Consider the following 19,840-nt stretch of genomic DNA (forward strand, 5'->3'; position numbering starts at 1 on the left):
ACGAACTCAACGACAGACCCCGCCAACGCTTCGACTTCTGCACCCCAAATGAGATGATCAGAACCTTCCTGTTGCGATAACCGCTAGAAACCGCCCGCCCAAAACGCGCTCAACTGCGACCTAGTTGGGGAGGCAGGCACGAAAAACGCCGGCCCACCCTGCGAAAGGGTGGACCGGCGTCGGGCTTTTTCGCGCTGCTTAGGCGACGTACGGCTTGGCGGAAACGATCTCCACCGGAATTTCCTTGCCGTTGGGGGCGGTGTAGCTGAGCTTGTCGCCCTCCTTGTGGCCGATGATGGCGGCACCGAGCGGAGACTTCTCGCTGAAGACATCGAGGTCGGAGTCGCCGGCGATCTCGCGGGAGCCGAGCAGGAACGTCTCTTCGTCCCCGGCGATGCGGGCAACAACCAACATGCCAGGTTCTACGATTCCGTCATCGGCAGGAGCTTCGCCCACCTGGGCATCCCGCAGGAGCGCGGTGAGCTGACGGATGCGGGCTTCAATCTTGCCCTGCTCTTCCTTGGCTGCGTGGTATCCGCCGTTTTCCTTGAGGTCGCCTTCCTGGCGGGCGGCTTCGATCTTCTGGACGATTTCCGCCCGGCCAGCGCCGGAAAGGTGGTCCAGCTCAGCCTTCAAGCGGTCGAAAGCTTCCTGGGTAAGCCAAGCTGCTGTGGCGCTGTTGGTGGTAGACACGGATTTCTCCTCTTGATCTGACAAAGCAAAGACCCCGCCGAGGTGGCCACTCGTGAAACTCAGTAACCAACTTAACGGGGTGAAGGTTTCATCCATTGTAGTAAATCCTCTGGACGAACCCAAACTGGTTGAGTTGTGGGTCACACGATTGTTATTTCCCGCTGTCCACGATCCAGCAATTATCCACTACTCCAGAGACGGCAGGGGACTCGGTTCTCAACACTGTGCGTTGGATTGTTGTGCTGCCACCATCGGCACCGTCCTTGGGGTCATTGGGGCCGATCTCAACCACTTTCCAGCCCACCACGGCAAACTTCGAATCCATGGCCTTCACGGCGCATTTGGCCGTGGCTCCCGGGTATTTAGTGACCTGGTAATCTACCTCGGCCCGTGTGCCATCCACGGTGCTGTAGCCGATGTCCTTGAAGGTCACGGGGGCTTGTGCCGAGGACGTTGCCACCCATGCTGCGAACACAATTCCAAGGACCAGGGCCACGATGACGATGTTCCGCTTCGATGTGCGGGTCAAGCCGCGCTTTTGACCACCGTAGCGATTGGCTAGGCTGTTGCTTGCCGGTAGTTCGTTGGCCAATTGGTCCTCTGAAGTCACCTATCCAGTTTAGTGCGGATCCCGGCGCCTCCTGCACAGTCCTGATTTTGCACCATCCATGAAAGAGGAGCCGTCAAGTGACAGCGTCCAGCAGTTCCGAGCAGCAGCTGCGGCTGCTCGCCGTCCACGCTCATCCGGACGATGAATCCAGCAAGGGTGCAGCAACCATGGCGATGTATGCCGCTGCAGGAGTAGACGTCATAGTCGCTACCTGCACTGATGGATCCAGGGGGGATATCCAGAACCCTGGCATGGTGGACGCTCCGCACCCCAAGCGCGACATGGCAGGTGCCCGCCGCTTGGAAATGGCCAATGCGGCTGCCGTGCTTGGGATTCGGCAGCGATGGCTTGGCTTTGTGGACTCCGGCCTGCCCGAGGGCGATCCCCTTCCACCGCTTCCCCCGGGATGCTTCGCCCTGCAGCCATTGGAGCGTGCCACGGCACCGCTGGTCCGTCTGGTCCGCGACTTCAAGCCGCACGTCATCATCAGCTATGACGAAAACGGTGGCTATCCGCACCCGGACCACATCATGGCCCACAAGGTTGCCGTCGAGGCGTTTGAGGCAGCGGGTGACGCCTCGCGCTACCCGGGAACAGGGGAGCCGTGGGCGCCCAGCAAGCTCTACTACGACCGCGCCTTCAGCCCGGAGCGCTTCCGCGCGCTGCACTTTGCGCTGGAGGAGGCTGGGCTGCAGTCGCCCTATGCTGAGCGGCTGGCGGCATGGCTTGAGGCAGACGCCGAGGGCCACACTCCTCCCGCTCCCGCGCACCAGACCACCACGCAAGTGGACTGTGGCGACTTCTTCGAGGCCCGCGATGACGCTCTTCGGGCGCACCGGACACAGATCGATCCGATGGGTTTCTTCTTTGCGGTCTCACCTGACCTGCAGCGGAAGGTATGGCCTTGGGAGGACTACACGCTGATCAAGTCCAGGGTGTCCACCGATCTGCCCGAAAAGGATCTGTTTGCGGGGATAAGATAGGTGTTGCCACCAGTTTCTATCGTTTGTAGAAATCGGCGGCGGCCATCGAACAGCCCAGTTCCACGCTGAAGCCAGTCGACATGCATCAGCTCCCATAGAAGGTTTGAACGTGCACCACTTGATCCTCGCCTTGACCGTCAGTCCGTCGCCGGACCCCACCGGGACGCTGCGGCCTGGCCTGTCCGAGGACCAGGTGACGCCCGGAACCTGGGGCTTCGTCCTCACGGCCTTCATCGTGATCCTCACGACGTTCCTCATCGTGGACATGGTTCGCCGTATCCGCCGGGTCCGGTACCGTGCGCAGGTTGAGGAGGCGCGCTTGGCTGCGGAAGGCGGAACCCTTGATAGTGCGGGCGGCGACGCCGGCACCACGGATGAGAACGGCGATGCCGCACCCGGAAACCGCTAACCCACGCGGAAACAACTGGCCCGGGGCTGCGAATGTCCTGGGTTCGGAGCCCTCTGCCTATTTGCGCCAACACGCAGGTAACCCGGTCTTCTGGCGTCCTTTCGGCGACGAAGCGTTTGCCTTTGCCGCTGCCCGGGATGTCCCCGTCTTCCTCTCCATCGGATATGCGGCCTGCCACTGGTGCCACGTCATGGCCCATGAGTCCTTTGAGGACCAGGAAACTGCGGACTACCTCAATGCGCACTTCGTGCCCGTCAAAGTGGATCGCGAAGAACGGCCGGACGTCGATTCCGTCTACATGACGGCCACGCAGGCCATCAGCGGTGAGGGCGGCTGGCCAATGTCCGTTTTCCTGACGCCGGAGGGCCTGGCCTTCCATGCGGGCACGTACTTCCCGCCCGTGCCCTTGCCTGGGCGGCCGTCCTTCCGGAATGTGCTTGAAGCGGTCCATGAGGCGTGGGTTGAACGCCGCGAAGCTGTTGAACAGAACGCGAGGGGACTGGCCACGAACCTGGCCAACGCCCAGCTGTCCTCTGCCGTTCGGCTTGACGGACCGCCCGAGGTGGTGGATGCCCAGCTGCTTTCAGATGCAGTAAGGGTTTTGGCCCGCTCTGAAGACCCCGACGCCGGTGGGTTCGGCAGCGCTCCCAAGTTTCCGCCGTCGGCGGTTCTTGAGTTCCTGATCCGCCACGCCGCGGCACTGTCGGAGACTGCGGAGGATGCGCAGGACATGGCTGGGCGTGCGCTGGCCGGGATGGCACGTTCGGCATTGTGCGACCAACTCGACGGCGGTTTCGCCCGGTACTCGGTCACGGCGGATTGGTCCGTGCCGCACTTCGAGAAGATGCTCTACGACAACGCCCAGCTTCTGCGCGTCTATGCCCACTGGGTGCGGCTTGGAGGCAATGAGGTGTTCCCGGCTGAGGAAGCGGCGGACGTAGCGTCCGGGTGCGCGGACTGGATGCTGGCCTCACTTGGGCTGCCTGGGGGTGGCCTGGCTTCGTCCCTGGACGCCGATACGGTGGTGGACGGCGTGCACCACGAGGGAGCAGCGTACCTCTGGACGCCGGAGTCGATGCGTGAGGTCCTCGGTCCTGATGACGCCGGAGCCGTGGCCCGCATGATGAACGTGGGCGCCCAGGGGACCGTCTCGGAATTGGGTTCGCCGCTGCATCCCGGGCGGCCCTTGTCCGCCTCAGAGTCCAGGCTCTGGCAGCGGGTGAGGCCTGCACTCCTGGCTGGCCGCGATCTCCGGAACCAGCCTGCCCGGGACGAGAAGGTCGTGGCCGGCTGGAACGGGCTCGCGATAGCGGGCCTTGCCGAGGCAGGAGCCGTACTGGACCGCCCGGATCTCGTGGCTGCCGCCGGGGAGGTTGCTGCCTATCTTGAGAACGTGCATTGGAATGCCGAAGACGGGCTGCTGGTCCGGGTCTCGCACGATTCCAAGGCCCGTGGCATCGGGGGACTCCTGGAAGACTACGCGTTCTGCGCAGAGGGCCTGTTTTCCCTGTACTCGGTGACGGGGACAAAGCGCTGGTACCGTCTTGCGGAACAACTCATCCGGGCCGCTGAAACGCGTTTTGTGGACGACGGACACCTTGCTGATTCGGCGGGGGAGTCAGCGCAGGTGTTCAACGCCCAGGGGCAGCGTGCTGCCCTGGATCCGTTCGACAATGCCACGCCCAGCGGGGCAGCCGGATTTGCCGGAGTGCTGCTGACGTATTCGGCGTACTCGGGCTCGCACGCGCACCGGCTCATGGCGGGGAACATCCTGGGCCTGCTCCCTCCGCTGGCTACACGCGCACCCCGGGTTGCCGGTTGGCTCCTTGCTACGGCGCAGGCGGCGCTGGCGGGTCCGGTGGAGGCCGCCGTCGCTGGTTCCGACTCATCCCTGCGGCAGGAATTGCACAGCGCGCTCTTGAAGTCCGCCAGCCCGGGCATGGTGGTTGCCGTGCAAATGGACGACGCCGGGTCCCCGGCTGGTGAGGGTGAGGTTCCGCTGCTGATTCATCGCACAAGTGCGCCAGATGGCTCGCCGCAAGTGTATTTGTGCAGGGATATGGTGTGCGGGAGGCCAGTGGGGACTGTCGCCGACGTGCAATCCATGCTGGCGCGGATGGCCTCCGGCGCTAGCTGAGGACGGCCATCATGATGGCAACGAAGTGGGCCGCGAACGCCAGGACAGTGAAGGCATGGAAGAGTTCGTGGAACCCAAAGTGCTGGACACTGAAATTTGGCTTCTTGATGGCGTAGAAGACCGCTCCGGCGATATAGAGGGCGCCGCCGATGCAGATGAGAGCGGCAGAGGGGGCGTTCGCTGTGAAGAACTGGGGGAGGTAAAAGAGCGCCCCGCAACCCAGCGCAATGTAGATCGGGACGTATAACCAACGCGGAGCGTCGGTCCAAAGAACCCTGAACAGGACTCCGGCTATGGCCGCGGACCAGATAATCCACAGCAGGGTGACGGCCTGGGAGCGCTCCAGAAGTGACCAGGCCAGCGGCGTGTAGCTTCCGGCGATCACCAACATGATGTTCGTGTGGTCCAGGCGCTTGAGCACCAGCCGGGTCTTCGGGGACCAGTTGCCGCGGTGGTAAACGGCGCTGACACCGAACAGCAGGACGCCTGTTACCGCATAGATCGTGGAGGTAATCTTTCGGTCGGTTGTGGGGGCAAGCGCCACCAGGACGATTCCGGCCGCGAGGGCGAAAGGGGCGGCGACGGCGTGGATCCAACCGCGCCATGCGGGCTTGATAGTGAGCAGCTCGGCCATCATTAAAGAGTAACCTCCGCTCCGGTAAGTTACTGAAGAGTAAGTCTGGCTGAATGTGAATGCGACCCGGCCCTGCACCTGCGAGGCAGTTCGGGAAGGTAGCCTTGGATGTGCGCCGTCGTCGTAAAAGCAAGGAAGTCAGGTGAGAGTCCGGTGGAGCTGCCCGGTTTCCTCTATGGCTTCTACGAGCGCCAGCTCCTTCGCTCCCTGAAGCAGGACCGCATCCCCAGGCACATCGGTGTCATGGTGGATGGCAACCGCAGGTGGGCCCGCCAGTTCAATGCGCCAACCAGCCAGGGACACCAGGCCGGCGCGGACAAAATCCACGAATTTCTTGGCTGGTGCCAGGAGCTTGGCGTCAAGGTAGTGACGCTGTACATGTTGTCCACAGACAACATGAACCGCTCCGGCGAAGAGCTTGATCTGCTCATGGGCATCATCGCCAACACCATGGACCGGCTGGACGAGAATGAGGACGTCTCCGTGCACGCCATGGGTGCGCCAGAGCTTTTGCCGGACTACTTGGCCGAACGCCTGAACAAGCTAACGGCCCGCACTCCGGTCCACGAAAAAATCCACGTGAACGTGGCAGTGGGCTATGGCGGGCGGCGTGAAATCGTCGATGCCGTGAAAGAACTCCTCCGCGACGCCGTCGCCAAGGGGCGGACCATGTCCGACGTCGCAGATGAACTTTCGGTGGACGACATCTCAAGGTTCCTTTACACGCGCGGCCAGCCGGATCCGGACCTTGTCATCCGCACGTCCGGTGAGCAGCGGCTCTCCGGATTCCTGATGTGGCAGAGCGCCTACAGCGAGTTCTACTTCTGCGAAGCCCTCTGGCCCGCATTCCGCAAGGTCGATTTCCTCCGGGCGCTCAGGGACTATGCCGGGCGCCAACGCCGCTACGGAACCTAGGTGCGCTTCGGTTCACCAAAATTTTACGATCCGGACATGCGACTTGCCGATGACACATTACGGAAATGAATGTGCCGAGGATTACGTTAATCCCATCAGCAGGCAAAACCGCCCGCTGATCGGGGAGGCCAGTAGATGGAGCGAACTATCGCACCAGTTACATGGGAGGCCACGCCCGGCCTTCCGGCCGAGCCGCTTCACCATTAGGCCGGGCGACCGCCCGGGGCTGGAGTCGATGTGGCTATTTCTGAGCAACTGCCCGCAATGGTTTCCGACGGGGAAAGTGCAGCTACCTCTCGCGCCAAGAGGGTCTCACAAAAAGCGCGGACCGCACCATCCGCCACAGGCCGCAGCTATGTGATCGATACATCCGTGTTGCTCTCGGATCCGCACGCATTGCTGCGCTTCGCCGAGCACGAAGTCATCGTCCCGATCGTGGTCATCAGTGAACTGGAAGGCAAACGCCACGATCCCGAACTCGGGTATTTTGCCCGCAAAGCCTTGCGCCTCCTGGACGACCTCCGCATTGAACATGGCGGACTGGACCACGCAATACCTATCGGTGCCGACGGCGGCATGCTCCGGGTAGAGATGAACCACATTTCCACGGAGGTCCTGCCCGCAGGCTTCCGCGGAGGCGACAATGACAGCCGCATCCTGGCCGTAGCGAAGAACCTGGCCAACGAGGGCCACAACGTGACTGTGGTGTCCAAGGACCTCCCCATGCGCGTCAAAGCCTCGGCCATGGGATTGCACGCAGACGAATACCGCAACGAACTGGTCAAGGATTCCGGCTGGACCGGCATAGCCGAAGTGGAAGCCAGCGAAGACGAGATCACCACGCTTTACGGCCACGAACCCGTTTTCATCCCTTCCGCCGCTGAACTTCCCGTCAATACCGGGCTTGTCCTCCTGTCCAACCGTGGCTCGGCACTGGGCCGCGTAGGGGCCGACAAGCAAGTCCGGCTCGTCAAAGGCGACCGCGACGTGTTCGGCCTGCATGGCCGTTCGGCGGAACAACGGCTCGCCATCGACCTCCTCATGGATCCCGCAGTGGGCATTGTCTCCATCGGTGGACGGGCGGGCACCGGCAAATCAGCCTTGGCACTCTGTGCGGGCCTCGAAGCCGTCCTGGAGCGGCGCGAACACCGCAAGGTGGTCGTCTTCCGGCCCCTCTACGCTGTAGGCGGCCAGGAACTTGGATACCTGCCCGGGTCTGAATCGGAAAAGATGAACCCTTGGGCGCAGGCCGTGTTCGACACCCTGGGAGCGTTGGTCAGCCAGGAAGTCGTGGAAGAAGTCATGGACCGCGGCATGCTCGAAGTGCTGCCTCTCACCCACATCCGCGGACGCTCACTGCACGATGCCTTCGTGATCGTGGACGAGGCCCAGTCCTTGGAGAAGAACGTCCTCCTGACGGTGATGAGCCGCATCGGCCAGAACTCCAAGATCGTCCTCACCCATGACGTCGCCCAGCGCGACAACCTCCGTGTCGGCCGGCACGACGGCGTGGCCGCCGTCGTCGAAACCCTCAAGGGACATCCGCTGTTTGGCCACATCACCCTGACCCGGTCCGAGCGGTCGCCGATCGCGGCCCTGGTGACGGAACTGCTTGAAGGGGCATAGATCCAACGTTCGATTCGTGTGAAGGGCCGTGGTCCGGTTCGCCGGGCCACGGCCCTTCGCCGTCGCTTAGCGCGAAAGTCCCTTCCCTAACCTCGCAAGCTCGGTTCGGGGCCCTCGGGACGACGCTTCGGCGCAAAGGGACCCTCTCGGTCGCTGTGCGACCTTGCCGGATCCGTTGCGTCGCGATGCGCTCCTTTGCGAAGGACCGCAGCCCGGCCAGCGGTTAAGTCGCCGTTCAGAGCCCGAGGTAGTTGGCGAGCCCTTCGTGGCCGAGGACTTTGAGGGTCCAGTTGGGGCGGATGAACGTTTCCGGGGTGAGGCGGACTCTTTGGACTTCTTCGACTTTGTCGCCCCAGCCGTCGCGGACGAGGCCGTTGAGTTCGTAGCCCAGACTCAGGGAGACGCCCAGGGATTGCTTGTTCCAGACGGCAGCCTCGGACTCCGCAACTTCCGCTTTCAGGTAGTCGAAGGCATAACTTACGACGGCGGCGCGCATCTCTTTGCCGAGGCCCTGGCCTTGCGCGGACTGCTTGAGCCAGGAGCCCGTGCACACGGTCTTTAGCGTCTTGAAGTTCTTGGCGCCGATGTCCTGAACGCCCAGGAAGTCGTCGTTGTGCCAAACGCCAAGGAGGAGGGTCCAGGAGTCAGGCGTGAATCCGGCCCTGCAGCGCCAGTACCACTGGGCCATGTTGGGAGCGAGTTCGTCGTCCGGGAGTTCTGCCCACGGCGTGCTGAACGGGCTCTTGCCGGGCTCGTGGACGCCGGAACGGGCGGCCGCGACGGCAGCCGGGATATCGGCGTCGAGAACTGGACGGAGAGTCAGCCGGGGCGTCGTGAGCGTGAGTCCGAAGGGCGGCCAGATTTCCGTGAGCGTGGTCATCGGTGCAGCTTAGCCCGGCTGTCGAGGGCATGCGAGTCACAGGGCTGGTGCCAGCCTTATGAGTGGTGAACCCGCTATTCCGTTGTTGGCCAACCAAGGAATAGCGGGTTCACCACGTTGGCAGATCCTGGGGATGTCAGGCTGCTGGGCCGATGTCCCAGGAGATATGGCGCCGAACGTCGGTCAGGTTCATTGATTCGGCAAGGAAAAGATCGTCCAGCATGTATTCGTCAACGGCCAGAATCTTTAGCCAATGACCTTTGCCGGCCGTATCGCCGTCCAGACTTTGGCTGGCCACGCAGACGCCCGTCCCGGCATCCACGCGGATCAGCGTCCGCCCCGGATGGGCCAAAGGTTGGGAAGGATCCAAGGGCACGTAGGTCCGGCCACGGGTCACCACCGTTTCCAAGGCCAAGCGTCCCTCATGGTCAACTTCCCGGGGCTCTTCCAGGGACACGGGATTGGAATCGGGGAACTCCAGCGGGACGGGCGCATTGCCGGCAAGTTCCACCGGGTCCAGTGCTGCGGCCAGCCGTCCGTTGCCGAAGGACGGTTCACCGTATGCCGCCTCCGGGCGCCTCCGGACCAAGCCAGCGCCATCATAGACCGGGGTCACCAGGTGGGCAGGAAGCAACCACGAGCGTCGCGTCGCACTGACGTAGAGGTCGTCCCGGGAATCGTTGATGCCCGTCGTGCTGTGCAGCAGCTTTCCGTCAGGAGTTTCCAGCCGCAGCGCGCCGGGCCGCCTGAGCCATGCACGGACCAGATTGGCGCCCGTCCCGGGCCGTTCGAGGTATTCGAAACGTAGACTCGTCCATTTCCACGGGGAAGAACGGCAAAGGTTGCGGAATGTGGAGGACAAGTCCTGCTGTTGCCCGTTGTTGCCGTTGGCCGGGCCAAAACCTGTTCCGAAACCTGATCCACCTGCACTGTATCGGCCCATATCCACAGTTTACCTACGCGTTCAACCCGGCCCTTGGAGTAATTCGGGATAGCATCTGCAGGGTGATCCGACGACTCGCCGACCTCTGGGACGCCAGCCCACTGGGCTTCTGGCTGGTGGTTCTTGCCTGTGCGTACTTTGTGGTGATGGCCGTTCGCCTGACCATTATTGATATCCGGAGCCATCTGCTGCCGAACCGGATTGTCTTTCCCTCCTATGCGGTGGGCGGGGTACTGCTGCTGGGTGCTGCTGTCCTGGTGTTCTTTGGCGGCCCGGATGCTGCGCTGGATGCCTCGATGTTCGGTATCCCCGGGCTCGGTGTGCTGGCCGGTGGCGGCGTGCTGTGGCTGTTCTACTTCCTGCTCCGCTTGGTCTATCCCCCCGGTATGGGGTTTGGGGATGTGAAGCTGGCCGGAGTGCTTGGGCTCTACCTCGGCTACCTTGGGTGGGCCCATGTCTTCGCCGGCACCTTCGCTGCTTTCTTGCTCGGCGGGTTGTGGAGCCTGGTGATCCTTGTGTCCAGGCGCGGAACGCTGGGTTCGGCCATCCCGTTCGGGCCGTTCATGCTCGCAGGAGCCTTGGTGAGCATGGTGCTTTTGCCTGCTTGATTCTTGCAGTCGCACCCGCAGCCAACTGCGGCCGAACTGCAACGCTTCCCGTATTCTCAGCGTTCACCGGGCTGCGGCATGCTTAGCCCAGATGGTTTGATCGCTCAGGAACGCCTGAAGGGGGCCAGGGTGCAGCGGAGTGGATTTTGGCCCGTTCCGGGTGTCACAATGGCCTGCGCATTGCTGCTCTCCGGATGCGGGCAATCGGGCAACGTTTCCGGTGCAACCCCCGGGCCCAGCATTCAACCGCTCATAACCCAGAAGCCGGAGCCTTTCTGCGAGGGCGGTCCGCTGGCTTGCTCCACGTTTACGTCGGTACACGGAAGCGATGCCACCGGAGATGTAGCCTGGCTCGGCACACGGCCGCTGCAGATCAGCGCGACGCATATCAACGGGGCATGGACCCTACTGGTGAAGACGCCGTGCAACGTGCTCAATGTGGAAATCTCGGTCAAGGACGATACCTGGGCCATGCGCTCGATGGCCGCCTCTGCCATGGGCTGCCCGGAGCTTGAGGGCAGCTACGAGGCCTGGACCGCCAAGCTCTTCGAGCAACCTGTTCAATGGAAACTCAATGGCGGCGTGCTCACGTTGAGCAACCCGCATGCCACGATCGAATTGAAGGAAAGCTAACGCCATGGGCGCACCGGAATTTATCCTCAAGCTTCGGGAGAAGATCGGGAATGACCCCCTGTGGTTACCGGCGGTCAGGGGAGTGGTTTTCGACGACGATGGCCGGGTGCTGCTCTGCCAAAGGGCGGACAATCACCACTGGACGGTGATCACCGGCATCCTTGAGCCAGGCGAGCATCCTGCACCCGGCTTGGTTAGGGAAATCTTCGAGGAAACTGCGGTTGTGGCAGAAACTGAGCGGATCATCGCCGTCGGGGTTGTAGGTCCGGTGACCTTTCCGAACGGCGACATCTGCGACTTCCTGGACATCACTTTCCGCTGCAGATATGTTTCCGGCGAAGCCCAGGTAAACGATGATGAATCGATCGCCGTTGGCTGGTTTGGCCTGGATGAACTGCCTGACATGAGCGAGGGAAACCTTCAAGCCATCAGGCTTGCCACGGAGCCCGAAGGCCCCGTGGCGTACCAGATGGAGGACTAAGCTATTTGGCGCCGGCGTCAGCCGGTGCCCGCCTGCGCTCCTGCCCATGGCCCGGGAACGCCAACGGCCGGCACCCTTTTCGAAGAAAGGTGCCGGCCGCCGTCGTGCTTTGGGTTTTAGGCCAAACGTCAGGCCTTGTGCGCCGGGGACGTCATGGTGGTGACGTCCAGGGCCTTGTCGAGTTCTGCCTCGGAGACCTTGCCTTCGCCTTCACCCACGAAGCCGAGCTTCTCGGTTGCCTGGCGGATGGTGAGGCCCTCCTTGACAGCGATCTTGGCAATCTTGGCGGCGTTCTCGTAGCCAATGAACTTGTTCAGCGGCGTCACGATGGACGGGGATGCCTCAGCCAGGAAGCGGGCGCGCTCCACGTTGGCGGTGATGCCGTCGATCATCTTGTCGGCCATCACGCGGCTGGTGTTGGCCAGCAGGCGGATGGACTCCAGGAGGTTGGCGGCCATGACGGGGATGCCTACGTTGAGTTCGAAGGCGCCGTTGGTGCCGGACCATGCGATCGCGGTGTCGTTGCCGATAACCTGGGCGCACACCATGATGGAGGCTTCGCAGATAACGGGGTTGACCTTGCCCGGCATGATCGAGGAGCCCGGCTGAAGGTCCGGGATGGCGATCTCGCCGAGGCCCGTGTTGGGGCCCGAACCCATCCAGCGGAGGTCGTTGTTGATCTTCATGAAGGAGATCGCGATGTTGCGCAGCTGGCTGGAGCCCTCGATGAGGCCGTCGCGGTTTGCCTGTGCTTCGAAGTGGTCGCGGGCCTCGGTCAGCGGCAGGCCGGTGTCGGCTGCGAGCAATTCGATGACGCGCTCCGGGAAACCGGCAGGAGTGTTGATGCCGGTGCCAACAGCGGTGCCTCCAAGGGGGACCTCGGCGACGCGGGGGAGTGCTGCGTTGATGCGCTCGATGCCGTAACGGACCTGGGCGGCGTAGCCACCGAACTCCTGGCCGAGCATCACCGGCGTGGCATCCATGAGGTGCGTGCGGCCGGACTTGACGACGTCCTTGAACTCCACGGCCTTACGGTCCAGGGAATCGGCAAGGTATTCCAGGGCCGGGATCAGGTCATTGATCAGGGCCGAGGTGGCGGCAACGTGCACGGACGTCGGGAACACATCGTTGGAGGACTGCGAAGCGTTCACGTGGTCGTTGGGGTGGACCACTTTGTCGCTGCCCGCAGCTGCGAGGGCACGCGAAGCGAGCTCTGCGATGACCTCGTTGGTGTTCATGTTGGAGGAAGTGCCCGAGCCGGTCTGGAAGACGTCAATCGGGAAGTCGCCGTCGTACTTTCCGGTCGCTACCTCATCGGCAGCTGCGGCGATGGCCTCGGCGAGCTCACCATCGAGCACCCCCAGTTCGGCGTTCGCCAGTGCAGCGGCCTTCTTGACGCGTGCAAGGGCTTCGATGTGAGTGCGCTCAAGCGTCTTGCCGGAGATGGGGAAGTTCTCCACAGCACGCTGCGTCTGGGCGCGGTACAGGGCGTTCACGGGGACGCGAACTTCGCCCATCGTGTCATGTTCAATACGGAACTCAGTGGTGGAAGTCATGGGGCTAGCTTAGGGCGACTTAATGGTTCACAGAAAACCAGGAATGGAGTGCTACGTGCTCCGGCCTGACGACCGGAGCACGGCCGGCTAGAGCTTGCCGATCCCGGAAACGAGGGCCGCGCGGCCCTCATCGAGCTTGTAGGACAGACCCACGACGGCGACGCGGCCGTCGTCGATGGCGTCGGAAATCACACGCGAACTGTCGGCCAGCCGGGCCGCCGTTTGCTTGACGTGCTCCACCACCATGTCGTTGACGTCTTCCTGGTCATTGCGCTTGGCAGTCAATACCGACGGCGTGATGCGTTCCACCAGGTCACGAATGAACCCAATTGGCATCTCACCCGTTTCCACCGCGGCCTTGGTGGCCTTCACGGCTCCACAGCTGTCGTGGCCGAGAATGACGATCAGTGGAACACGGAGTTCGGCAATGCTGTATTCAAGCGAACCAAGGACGGCGTCATCAATCACCTGCCCCGCCGTGCGAACCACGAAGGCGTCGCCCAAGCCGAGATCGAAGATGATCTCTGCGGCAAGCCTGGAATCCGAGCAACCGAAGATGACGGCAAAGGGATTCTGGTTCTCCACCAGGGAGGAGCGTCGCGATGCATCCTGGTTGGGGTGCAGGGATTCACCGGAAACAAAACGTTCATTGCCCTCTTGGAGGCGGCGCCAAGCAAGGGCGGGAGTCAGATAGGTAGGCACCTGATTACTTTACGGCCCGGAGGCGGCGGCTCGTAAAACTGTTGCGCTGCGTGTGCTTATGAGGTCGGCGCTGCAGAGGCCGAAGCTGCAGCGGCCTGGTCCGCGGACTTAACCACGGCGGCAGCGAGGGAAGCGAACTCTTCAAGGTTCGCCGTGCCGCTGAGAATGATGGTGGTTCCGCGGTAGTCGAGCACCATGCTGCGCTTGTCCTTGCCGGAATCGTGGAGCTCCCAGTCCTGGCCACCGGCGTTACGGGTGCCGGTCAGGGGCAGGTTACCTGTCTGCTGCAGAACCCACGTGGGATTCGCCTTGTTGGTCTGGGTGAGGCCGATGAAGGACTCCTTGGGAGTCAGGTAACCAACTTCCCAAGTGGGCACGCCCGTCCCGGTGCCGGATTCCCAACGGGCGTAGTTCGGCTTGAATGTGTCGCCGGTTTCCGGCGTGACAGGTGTGAATCCCGCCACATCGGCAGCGTTGCGGGCTATGGAAGCAACGTCAACGGCGGGCCGAAAGCCCTCACCCTTGGGTGCAGGGTTCATCAACACAATAGGAAGGAATGCGAGGACACACAGCACCAGCGCAATGATCATGCCAATGACGGAGGCATTGGCCCGCTTGGCGGCTTTTGCCGGAATGACGGGTTTATAGGGGGCATCCATAGCGTCCGGGACGCTGCCGGGGTTTGCCTCTGCAGCCTGGGGCTGGTTGCCGGCGGCGGGCTTGTCCTGCGTTTCACTCACACCTCCATAGTCCCTCATCCCGGCTATGAACACACAACCGGGAACCTCACCACAGGAACTGCCCGCCGTGGTCATCCAGCGACTCCAAACGCATGCGGCGACTATGATCGTTCATAGAGGGACCCCAGGTTGCCTCGTGCAACCGTGTCCGGTCCCGTGAATCGTCACTCGAAGAAGAGGTTCAAGTGTCTCCTGCACCAATGACCCAGCAGTATTCCACGATTTCGCCGTCGCTCGCCGTCGGCACCGACGAACCCGACCGCAACCTGGCGCTGGAACTCGTCCGTGTCACCGAGGCCGCGGCAATTGCCGGTGGCCACTGGGTAGGTTTCGGCGACAAGAACAAGGCAGACGGCGCCGCCGTCGACGCCATGCGTTCGTTCCTTCACACCGTCCACTTCAATGGAGTCGTGGTCATCGGTGAAGGCGAAAAAGACGAAGCCCCCATGTTGTTCAACGGCGAGCAGGTTGGTGACGGCACCGGCCCCGAGTGCGACGTCGCGGTGGACCCGATCGACGGAACCCGCCTGACCGCCCTCGGCATCAACAACGCCCTGGCCGTCCTGGCAGTAGCCGAGCGCGGCTCCATGTTCGATCCGTCCGCGGTCTTCTACATGGAAAAGCTGGTCACAGGTCCCGAAGCTGCCGACATGGTGGACCTGCGCCTGCCCGTGAAGCAGAACCTGCACCTGATCGCCAAGGCCAAGGGCGTCAAGGTCAACCAGCTCAACGTCATGATCCTGGACCGCGACCGGCACCGCCCGCTCGTGGAGGAAATCCGCGAAGCCGGTGCACGCACCAAGTTCATCATGGACGGCGACGTCGCAGGTGCCATCGCCGCAGCCCGGTCCGGAACCGGCGTGGACGCACTGATGGGCATCGGCGGAACCCCCGAAGGCATCGTTGCCGCCTGCGCCATCAAGTCCCTCGGCGGTGTTATCCAAGGCCGCCTGTGGCCCACGTCGGACGACGAAAAGCAGAAAGCCATCGACGCCGGACACGACCTCGACCGCGTCCTTTCCACCAACGACCTCGTCACCTCGGACAACTGCTACTTCGCAGCCACCGGTATCACCGACGGCGACCTCCTCCGCGGCGTTCGCTACCAGAAGGACCGCGTCCTGACGCAGTCCATCGTGATGCGCTCGAAGTCCGGAACGGTGCGCTTCGTTGATGCCGAGCACCACGCATCCAAGTGGGAGACGTACGCGCGCAAGCCGTAACCTTCCCATGCTGTCGCGTCTTTGACGCGAAAAGCGCCCCATCGCTCTGCGGCTATCTCCTCGTACCTCGTCGATTTGATGCCGCTCCCGCGATGGGGCGCTTTTCGCTGTCCTGGCGACTGGGTGCCGCGGTTCTGCCTTCCGTGCGGGTGTTCCTGCCGGCGAGGTGGGGGATCAGCGGAGTTTGTCGCGGAGCTTTCGGGCCAGTTGGTAGGCGCCGTAGCGGAGTTTGTTCACTGGGAGGTCCCAGGTGCCGGGGTAGGCTACTTCGCGGCCTCCGAAGGACTTCTTGAAGGACGTGAAGCCTGCCCACTTATGGTCCGGCTGGTCTTCAGGGGCCACACCCCAGAGGTCCACGTGTTTCAGGCCCTTCTCCTTGGCATCTGCCATGAGGTTGACCAGGAGCGGAATGCCGGCGCTGAGCTTGCGGTGCGTGTCGTCCAGTGCGGCATGGGCATAGGTGCGCGTGTCCGAGGAATCGTAGGTGAACGCGGCAGCGATCGGCTCGCCCTCCAGCTCAGCTATGAACAGCGTTCCGGCGCCGGAGGGTAGTAAGCATTCAGCCACCTGGGTAAGGTACTCATCGCTTTGCGGCTTGAAGCCGTTGCGTGCTGCCGTCAGGTGGAGGAAATGCAGAAGAACCTTGATGTCTGCAGGATCCTGGGATGCCCGGAACGTCACGCCCTTCTTGTGGATGTTGCGGTAGAGGTTCCGGTTGGTCGGCTTCATTCCGCCAAGAACGTCCTTGAAATCGCCCTCAAGGTCCACGATCCAGCTCAACTCCGGCTGCAGGTTCACGGGCGCCGGCTGGAGGCCACGGGCACGGAGGAGTGCGTCGGCCTCGGACGCTGTGAAGCCTGCTGACACAGGTTCCATGCGCACGAAGACAGCACGTTCCTTCTTCGCCAATTCCACCAAGGCAGCCGTCGCGGCGTCGAAGGCGTCCACCGACTTTGCCACGGGCCCATAAGGGGCGTAGATAACCTTGCCGGCCGGGTTCTTTTCCTCAATGGCGAGGAAGCTCCAGCCGGGGCCGGACTGCTCATGGACCCGGCGGCCGAGCGAACGCTGGACGTCAGCCCAAGCGGGCGACTGCAGAAAAAAGTCCACGGCTCAGTTACCCAGTCCTGTGGTCACGGCGAAGGCAATACTTGTTTCGGTGGCGCCTTGCACAGGATGAACATTCACCGGGTTCTCCACCTCAGGGATGAACGCAGCGCCGCCGCGCTGCAGCGGGAGGTCGCTCTTGGGCGAATCGAGCACCACGGAACCGGCAACAACCACGACGACGGCGGGTCCGGACTGTGCCAGCGGCACCGGTTCGGCGCCCGGGCCGAGTTCGATCCGCTGGAGTTGGAACTCCTTGAAGGGCGGGCGGTACAGTTCCTGGCCAAACTCTGTTCCACTGGCCTCAACGCGGGGTACGCCCATCGATTCGAAGCGGATGGTCTTGATCAGTTCCGGGACATCCACATGCTTGGGCGTGAGTCCGCCGCGCAGCACATTGTCCGAGGAAGCCATGACTTCCACGCCCAGGCCGTGCAGGTAGGCGTGAACGTTGCCGGCCGGCAGGTACACGGCCTCGCCCGGCTGAAGGGAAAGGTGGTTGAGGAGCAAGGAAATGAGCACACCAGGATCGCCTGGGAAAGCTTCATTGATTCCCAGCATTGCGGCCAGCGCATCTTCGTGGGGCTCTTGGGGTGCGCCTGCACGCAGGACGGCTTCTACCTCATGAATGGCATCCGAGACGTCGCTGCCGCCCTCAATCAGGCGGTTGAAGGCAGCTTTGAGGGCATCGGATTCGTTGGGAACGCTGAGGTCGGAGATGACGTCGCTGATGATTGCGGGGACCTCCACTGCGGCGGAATCCAACACCGAGGCAAGGTGCTCAAAAACGCTTTTGGCTGCTGCAGGGGAGCGGAACCCGCACAATGCCCGGAACGGCGTGAGGGCAAAAATCATCTCCGGTTTGTGGTTATCGTCCCGATAGTTGCGTTCGGGGGAATCCGCGGGGATCCCTGCGGCGTTCTCGCGGGCGAAGCCTTCGCGAGCTTGCTCCAGGCTCGGGTGCACTTGCAAGGAAAGTGGCTGTTCTGCGGCCAGGATCTTGGTGAGGAACGGTAGCCGGGGGCCGAACTCGGCCAGGCTGTCGGTTCCCAGGAAGTGGGTTGGATTCGAGGCGATCAGGGCATCGAGCGGTTGCGTAACCCCATTCGGATGAATGGCTGTGGACGGCGAATCGGGGTGGGCACCGATCCACATTTCTGCCTCCGGACCACCTGACGCCGGCCGCCCCAGCAAGCCGGCAATCGCCGTCGTCGAACCCCACGCGTAGGGCCGCAAAACATTCTCAATCTGATACACGAAGGAAAGTCCTTATCGTCGCGCTGAACGTAGGTGGTGGTGCTGCTGGGGCTACAGCGGGGCGCATTGCCCATTGGTTGCCACGAGGTCCCGGATGCCTTGCTCGTCGCCCTGGGCCTTGAGGCCGTTGAGCAGTTCTTCGGTGATGGGCGTACCGTCCGGCGTGGTGGTCACCGGCGTGAAATCAGAGGACGACGGCGACGGCTGCTGGCCCGCCGGCAGTCCGGCGGGGAGGCTGCCCTGGACCGGACCCGCTGCCACGACATGAGAGCCCGCCTTGGCGTCGTTGGACACCATGGAGTCATTGGCCTTGGGACTGTCCTTGGACGTCAACAGCTCCTGGACTTTGGAGTGGATCAGATCGAAGTCCGGCACCGTGGAGAAGGAGGCATCGAAATCGGGAGGACCAATAGTGAGGCGCTTGACCGGTTGGCTCTTGGACTTCAAGGCAAGGTCCACAAAGCTTCCGAGCTGCGCGGAGGAGATGTTGGATTCCACCACCTTGGTGCCTGCGTTGGCGATGTCCTCGAACTTGGTCAGCAGCGTGCCGGGGTCCAGCTGCTTGAGCATGGCCTGCTGTACGCATTGCTGGCGTGCAATGCGGGCGTAGTCGTCAACGAACTCGCGGGAACGGCCGTACCAAAGGGCGTGGAAGCCATCCAGGTGCTGGTCGCCAGCCGGGATCCAGCCATCGGGCATGCCGTGGATCCCGTTGGCCTCGTCAGTGACGGGACCACTGATGGGTACCCAGCCGCCAGCCTTGATCCGGATGCCGCCCATGGCATCGATGAGCTTTGCGAACCCGTCCATGTCCACCAGCACATACGCCTGCACGGTGATACCCAAGGTCCCGGAGACAGCTTCCAGGGTGGCCTGTGCGCCAGGATCGGCAACCCCCGGGTACAGGTCCTTGTGATTGTTGGTGACCTCGGTGTTGACGGCGTTGATGAGGCATTCATCGCCGCAGTTATAGCCGTCGGGGTAGATCTTCCGCATAGGGGAGTCCTCGCTGAACTGGGCGTTCTGCAGGTTCCTGGGCACGGAAATTATGGCACTTTCACCGGTTTTGGCGTCGACGCTGATGACCGAAAGGCTGTCCGGACGCCTACCCGTACGGTCATCACCGGCGTCGCCTCCCATCATCAGGAAGTTATAGCGACCATCCACGGGATCGATGGCTGGGCCGGCGTTGAAGATGCTGCCGATCGCGTTGCGGCTGACATTCAGGACATACGCGAGGTACCCCAATGACCCGCTGGCCAGGACTGTTGTCACGGCAAGGACGACGGCAATGATGGGCCGCATCCCGGGTGCCAGCAGGTTGGGCCTGATGATCCGCAGGGTGTTCAGGAACAGGTAGGCCCAGCCCAATGCAAGGGCCACGAGGACAACGATGATGAACAGCGATCCCACCGGATGGGTGACGATGCTGAGCAGCATGCTCCGGTTCACCAAAGCGATCAAGAGCGTCAGCAAAGCCAGCGCCCACACAGTGAGGGTGATGCGCAGGGCGAGGCGGCCCAGCTTGCGGTCACCTGCCACGATCTGGGCGCTGCCGGGGATGAAGAGCGTGAGGAGGACCAGCACGAAGGCGCGTTTGGTCCGCACCGGGGCGCTGGCCCCGGCTGGATAGCGGACTGGATCAGTCAGCGCGGCGCCGGACTGATTCGAATTCTTGTGCATGGTGGTCATCCGCTGCCTTC

At 62.7% G+C, this 19,840-nt stretch carries 20 protein-coding genes; 9 read left to right on the forward strand and 11 right to left on the reverse strand.

All coding sequences use genetic code 11. From position 1 onward, the window contains the following. Positions 1 to 198 precede the first annotated feature (198 nt). Complete coding sequence (gene greA / locus J2Y41_RS06890) at positions 199 to 693, reverse strand: transcription elongation factor GreA (RefSeq protein ID WP_216924913.1); 495 nt, start codon at positions 691 to 693, stop codon at positions 199 to 201. A gap of 151 nt (positions 694 to 844) precedes the next feature. Further along, positions 845 to 1,303: a DUF4307 domain-containing protein gene (locus tag J2Y41_RS06895; protein ID WP_309927469.1), complete on the reverse strand. Its 459-nt coding sequence runs from the start codon at positions 1,301 to 1,303 to the stop codon at positions 845 to 847. 77 nt (positions 1,304 to 1,380) lie between these two features. On the opposite strand from J2Y41_RS06895, the gene mca reads away from it, so the two are divergent. The 3 genes from mca (at position 1,381) to J2Y41_RS06910 (ending at position 4,832) form a co-directional block, all read left to right on the forward strand. After that, complete coding sequence (mca, locus tag J2Y41_RS06900; RefSeq protein ID WP_309927471.1) at positions 1,381 to 2,286, forward strand: mycothiol conjugate amidase Mca; 906 nt, start codon at positions 1,381 to 1,383, stop codon at positions 2,284 to 2,286. Between the two features lie 109 nt (positions 2,287 to 2,395). Then, positions 2,396 to 2,695 carry a hypothetical protein gene (locus J2Y41_RS06905; protein ID WP_309927473.1) on the forward strand — a complete coding sequence of 100 codons (300 nt, stop codon included), beginning with the start codon at positions 2,396 to 2,398 and terminating at the stop codon, positions 2,693 to 2,695. Next, positions 2,673 to 4,832 carry a thioredoxin domain-containing protein gene (locus J2Y41_RS06910; RefSeq protein ID WP_309927475.1) on the forward strand — a complete coding sequence of 720 codons (2,160 nt, stop codon included), beginning with the start codon at positions 2,673 to 2,675 and terminating at the stop codon, positions 4,830 to 4,832. Before J2Y41_RS06905 ends, J2Y41_RS06910 begins: the two co-directional genes overlap by 23 nt. Here the strand turns inward: J2Y41_RS06910 and J2Y41_RS06915 are convergent. Beyond that, the gene (locus J2Y41_RS06915) at positions 4,825 to 5,466 is read right to left on the reverse strand and encodes a hemolysin III family protein (RefSeq protein WP_224166822.1); all 642 of its coding nucleotides are present in this window, start codon (positions 5,464 to 5,466) and stop codon (positions 4,825 to 4,827) included. The two genes, J2Y41_RS06910 and J2Y41_RS06915, sit on opposite strands and share 8 nt — an antisense overlap. A 108-nt stretch (positions 5,467 to 5,574) precedes the next feature. On the opposite strand from J2Y41_RS06915, the gene J2Y41_RS06920 reads away from it, so the two are divergent. Next, a complete protein-coding gene (locus J2Y41_RS06920; protein WP_224091617.1) occupies positions 5,575 to 6,381 on the forward strand; it encodes an isoprenyl transferase in 807 nt (268 codons plus the stop codon). 237 nt (positions 6,382 to 6,618) lie between these two features. Beyond that, complete coding sequence (locus J2Y41_RS06925) at positions 6,619 to 8,007, forward strand: PhoH family protein (protein WP_309927478.1); 1,389 nt, start codon at positions 6,619 to 6,621, stop codon at positions 8,005 to 8,007. Between the two features lie 235 nt (positions 8,008 to 8,242). Here the strand turns inward: J2Y41_RS06925 and J2Y41_RS06930 are convergent, their stop codons facing one another. Both J2Y41_RS06930 and J2Y41_RS06935 read right to left on the reverse strand, forming a co-directional pair. Further along, positions 8,243 to 8,887, reverse strand: a complete 645-nt coding sequence (locus J2Y41_RS06930; RefSeq protein ID WP_309927480.1) for a GNAT family protein — start codon at positions 8,885 to 8,887, stop codon at positions 8,243 to 8,245. Between the two features lie 136 nt (positions 8,888 to 9,023). Next, on the reverse strand, positions 9,024 to 9,830 hold the full coding sequence (locus J2Y41_RS06935; protein WP_396133481.1) for a hypothetical protein: 807 nt from the start codon (positions 9,828 to 9,830) through the stop codon (positions 9,024 to 9,026). 62 nt (positions 9,831 to 9,892) lie between these two features. Here J2Y41_RS06935 and J2Y41_RS06940 point away from each other — a divergent pair, with 62 nt between their 5' ends. From J2Y41_RS06940 to J2Y41_RS06950, 3 genes are all read left to right on the forward strand, one after another. Beyond that, positions 9,893 to 10,438 (forward strand): A24 family peptidase, encoded by a 546-nt coding sequence (locus J2Y41_RS06940; protein WP_224091620.1) that lies wholly within the window; start codon positions 9,893 to 9,895, stop codon positions 10,436 to 10,438. 168 nt (positions 10,439 to 10,606) lie between these two features. Then, positions 10,607 to 11,071 (forward strand): META domain-containing protein, encoded by a 465-nt coding sequence (locus J2Y41_RS06945; protein WP_309927483.1) that lies wholly within the window; start codon positions 10,607 to 10,609, stop codon positions 11,069 to 11,071. 4 nt (positions 11,072 to 11,075) lie between these two features. Continuing rightward, positions 11,076 to 11,552, forward strand: a complete 477-nt coding sequence (locus J2Y41_RS06950) for an NUDIX domain-containing protein (protein WP_309927485.1) — start codon at positions 11,076 to 11,078, stop codon at positions 11,550 to 11,552. Positions 11,553 to 11,680: 128 nt separating this feature from the next. On the opposite strand, the gene J2Y41_RS06955 is transcribed toward J2Y41_RS06950, so the two are convergent. The 3 genes from J2Y41_RS06955 to J2Y41_RS06965 all read right to left on the reverse strand — a co-directional run bounded on the left by J2Y41_RS06955 (position 11,681) and on the right by J2Y41_RS06965 (position 14,550). After that, entirely contained in the window at positions 11,681 to 13,108 is a 1,428-nt protein-coding gene (locus J2Y41_RS06955) for a class II fumarate hydratase (protein WP_224091622.1), read from the reverse strand. A gap of 87 nt (positions 13,109 to 13,195) precedes the next feature. Beyond that, positions 13,196 to 13,810, reverse strand: coding sequence for a carbonic anhydrase (locus J2Y41_RS06960; protein WP_224091623.1), 615 nt, complete (start codon positions 13,808 to 13,810; stop codon positions 13,196 to 13,198). Positions 13,811 to 13,866: 56 nt separating this feature from the next. Beyond that, entirely contained in the window at positions 13,867 to 14,550 is a 684-nt protein-coding gene (locus J2Y41_RS06965; protein ID WP_309927488.1) for a DUF4245 domain-containing protein, read from the reverse strand. A gap of 200 nt (positions 14,551 to 14,750) precedes the next feature. Between J2Y41_RS06965 and glpX the strand changes: the two genes are divergently transcribed. Continuing rightward, positions 14,751 to 15,773 (forward strand): class II fructose-bisphosphatase, encoded by a 1,023-nt coding sequence (gene glpX, locus J2Y41_RS06970; protein WP_216924934.1) that lies wholly within the window; start codon positions 14,751 to 14,753, stop codon positions 15,771 to 15,773. A gap of 174 nt (positions 15,774 to 15,947) precedes the next feature. Here glpX and J2Y41_RS06975 read toward each other — a convergent pair whose 3' ends face one another. From J2Y41_RS06975 to J2Y41_RS06985, 3 genes are read right to left on the reverse strand one after another with little or no spacing between them, the layout of a single operon-like run. Then, entirely contained in the window at positions 15,948 to 16,883 is a 936-nt protein-coding gene (locus tag J2Y41_RS06975) for a peptidoglycan bridge formation glycyltransferase FemA/FemB family protein (protein ID WP_224091625.1), read from the reverse strand. Positions 16,884 to 16,886: 3 nt separating this feature from the next. After that, positions 16,887 to 18,137, reverse strand: coding sequence for a mannose-6-phosphate isomerase, class I (manA, locus tag J2Y41_RS06980; protein WP_309927491.1), 1,251 nt, complete (start codon positions 18,135 to 18,137; stop codon positions 16,887 to 16,889). Between the two features lie 51 nt (positions 18,138 to 18,188). After that, positions 18,189 to 19,829, reverse strand: a complete 1,641-nt coding sequence (locus J2Y41_RS06985) for an LCP family protein (RefSeq protein ID WP_224166830.1) — start codon at positions 19,827 to 19,829, stop codon at positions 18,189 to 18,191. Positions 19,830 to 19,840 lie beyond the last annotated feature (11 nt).

The sequence above is a fragment of the Arthrobacter sp. 1088 genome (assembly GCF_031455315.1).
Taxonomy (GTDB): Bacteria; Actinomycetota; Actinomycetes; order Actinomycetales; family Micrococcaceae; genus Arthrobacter.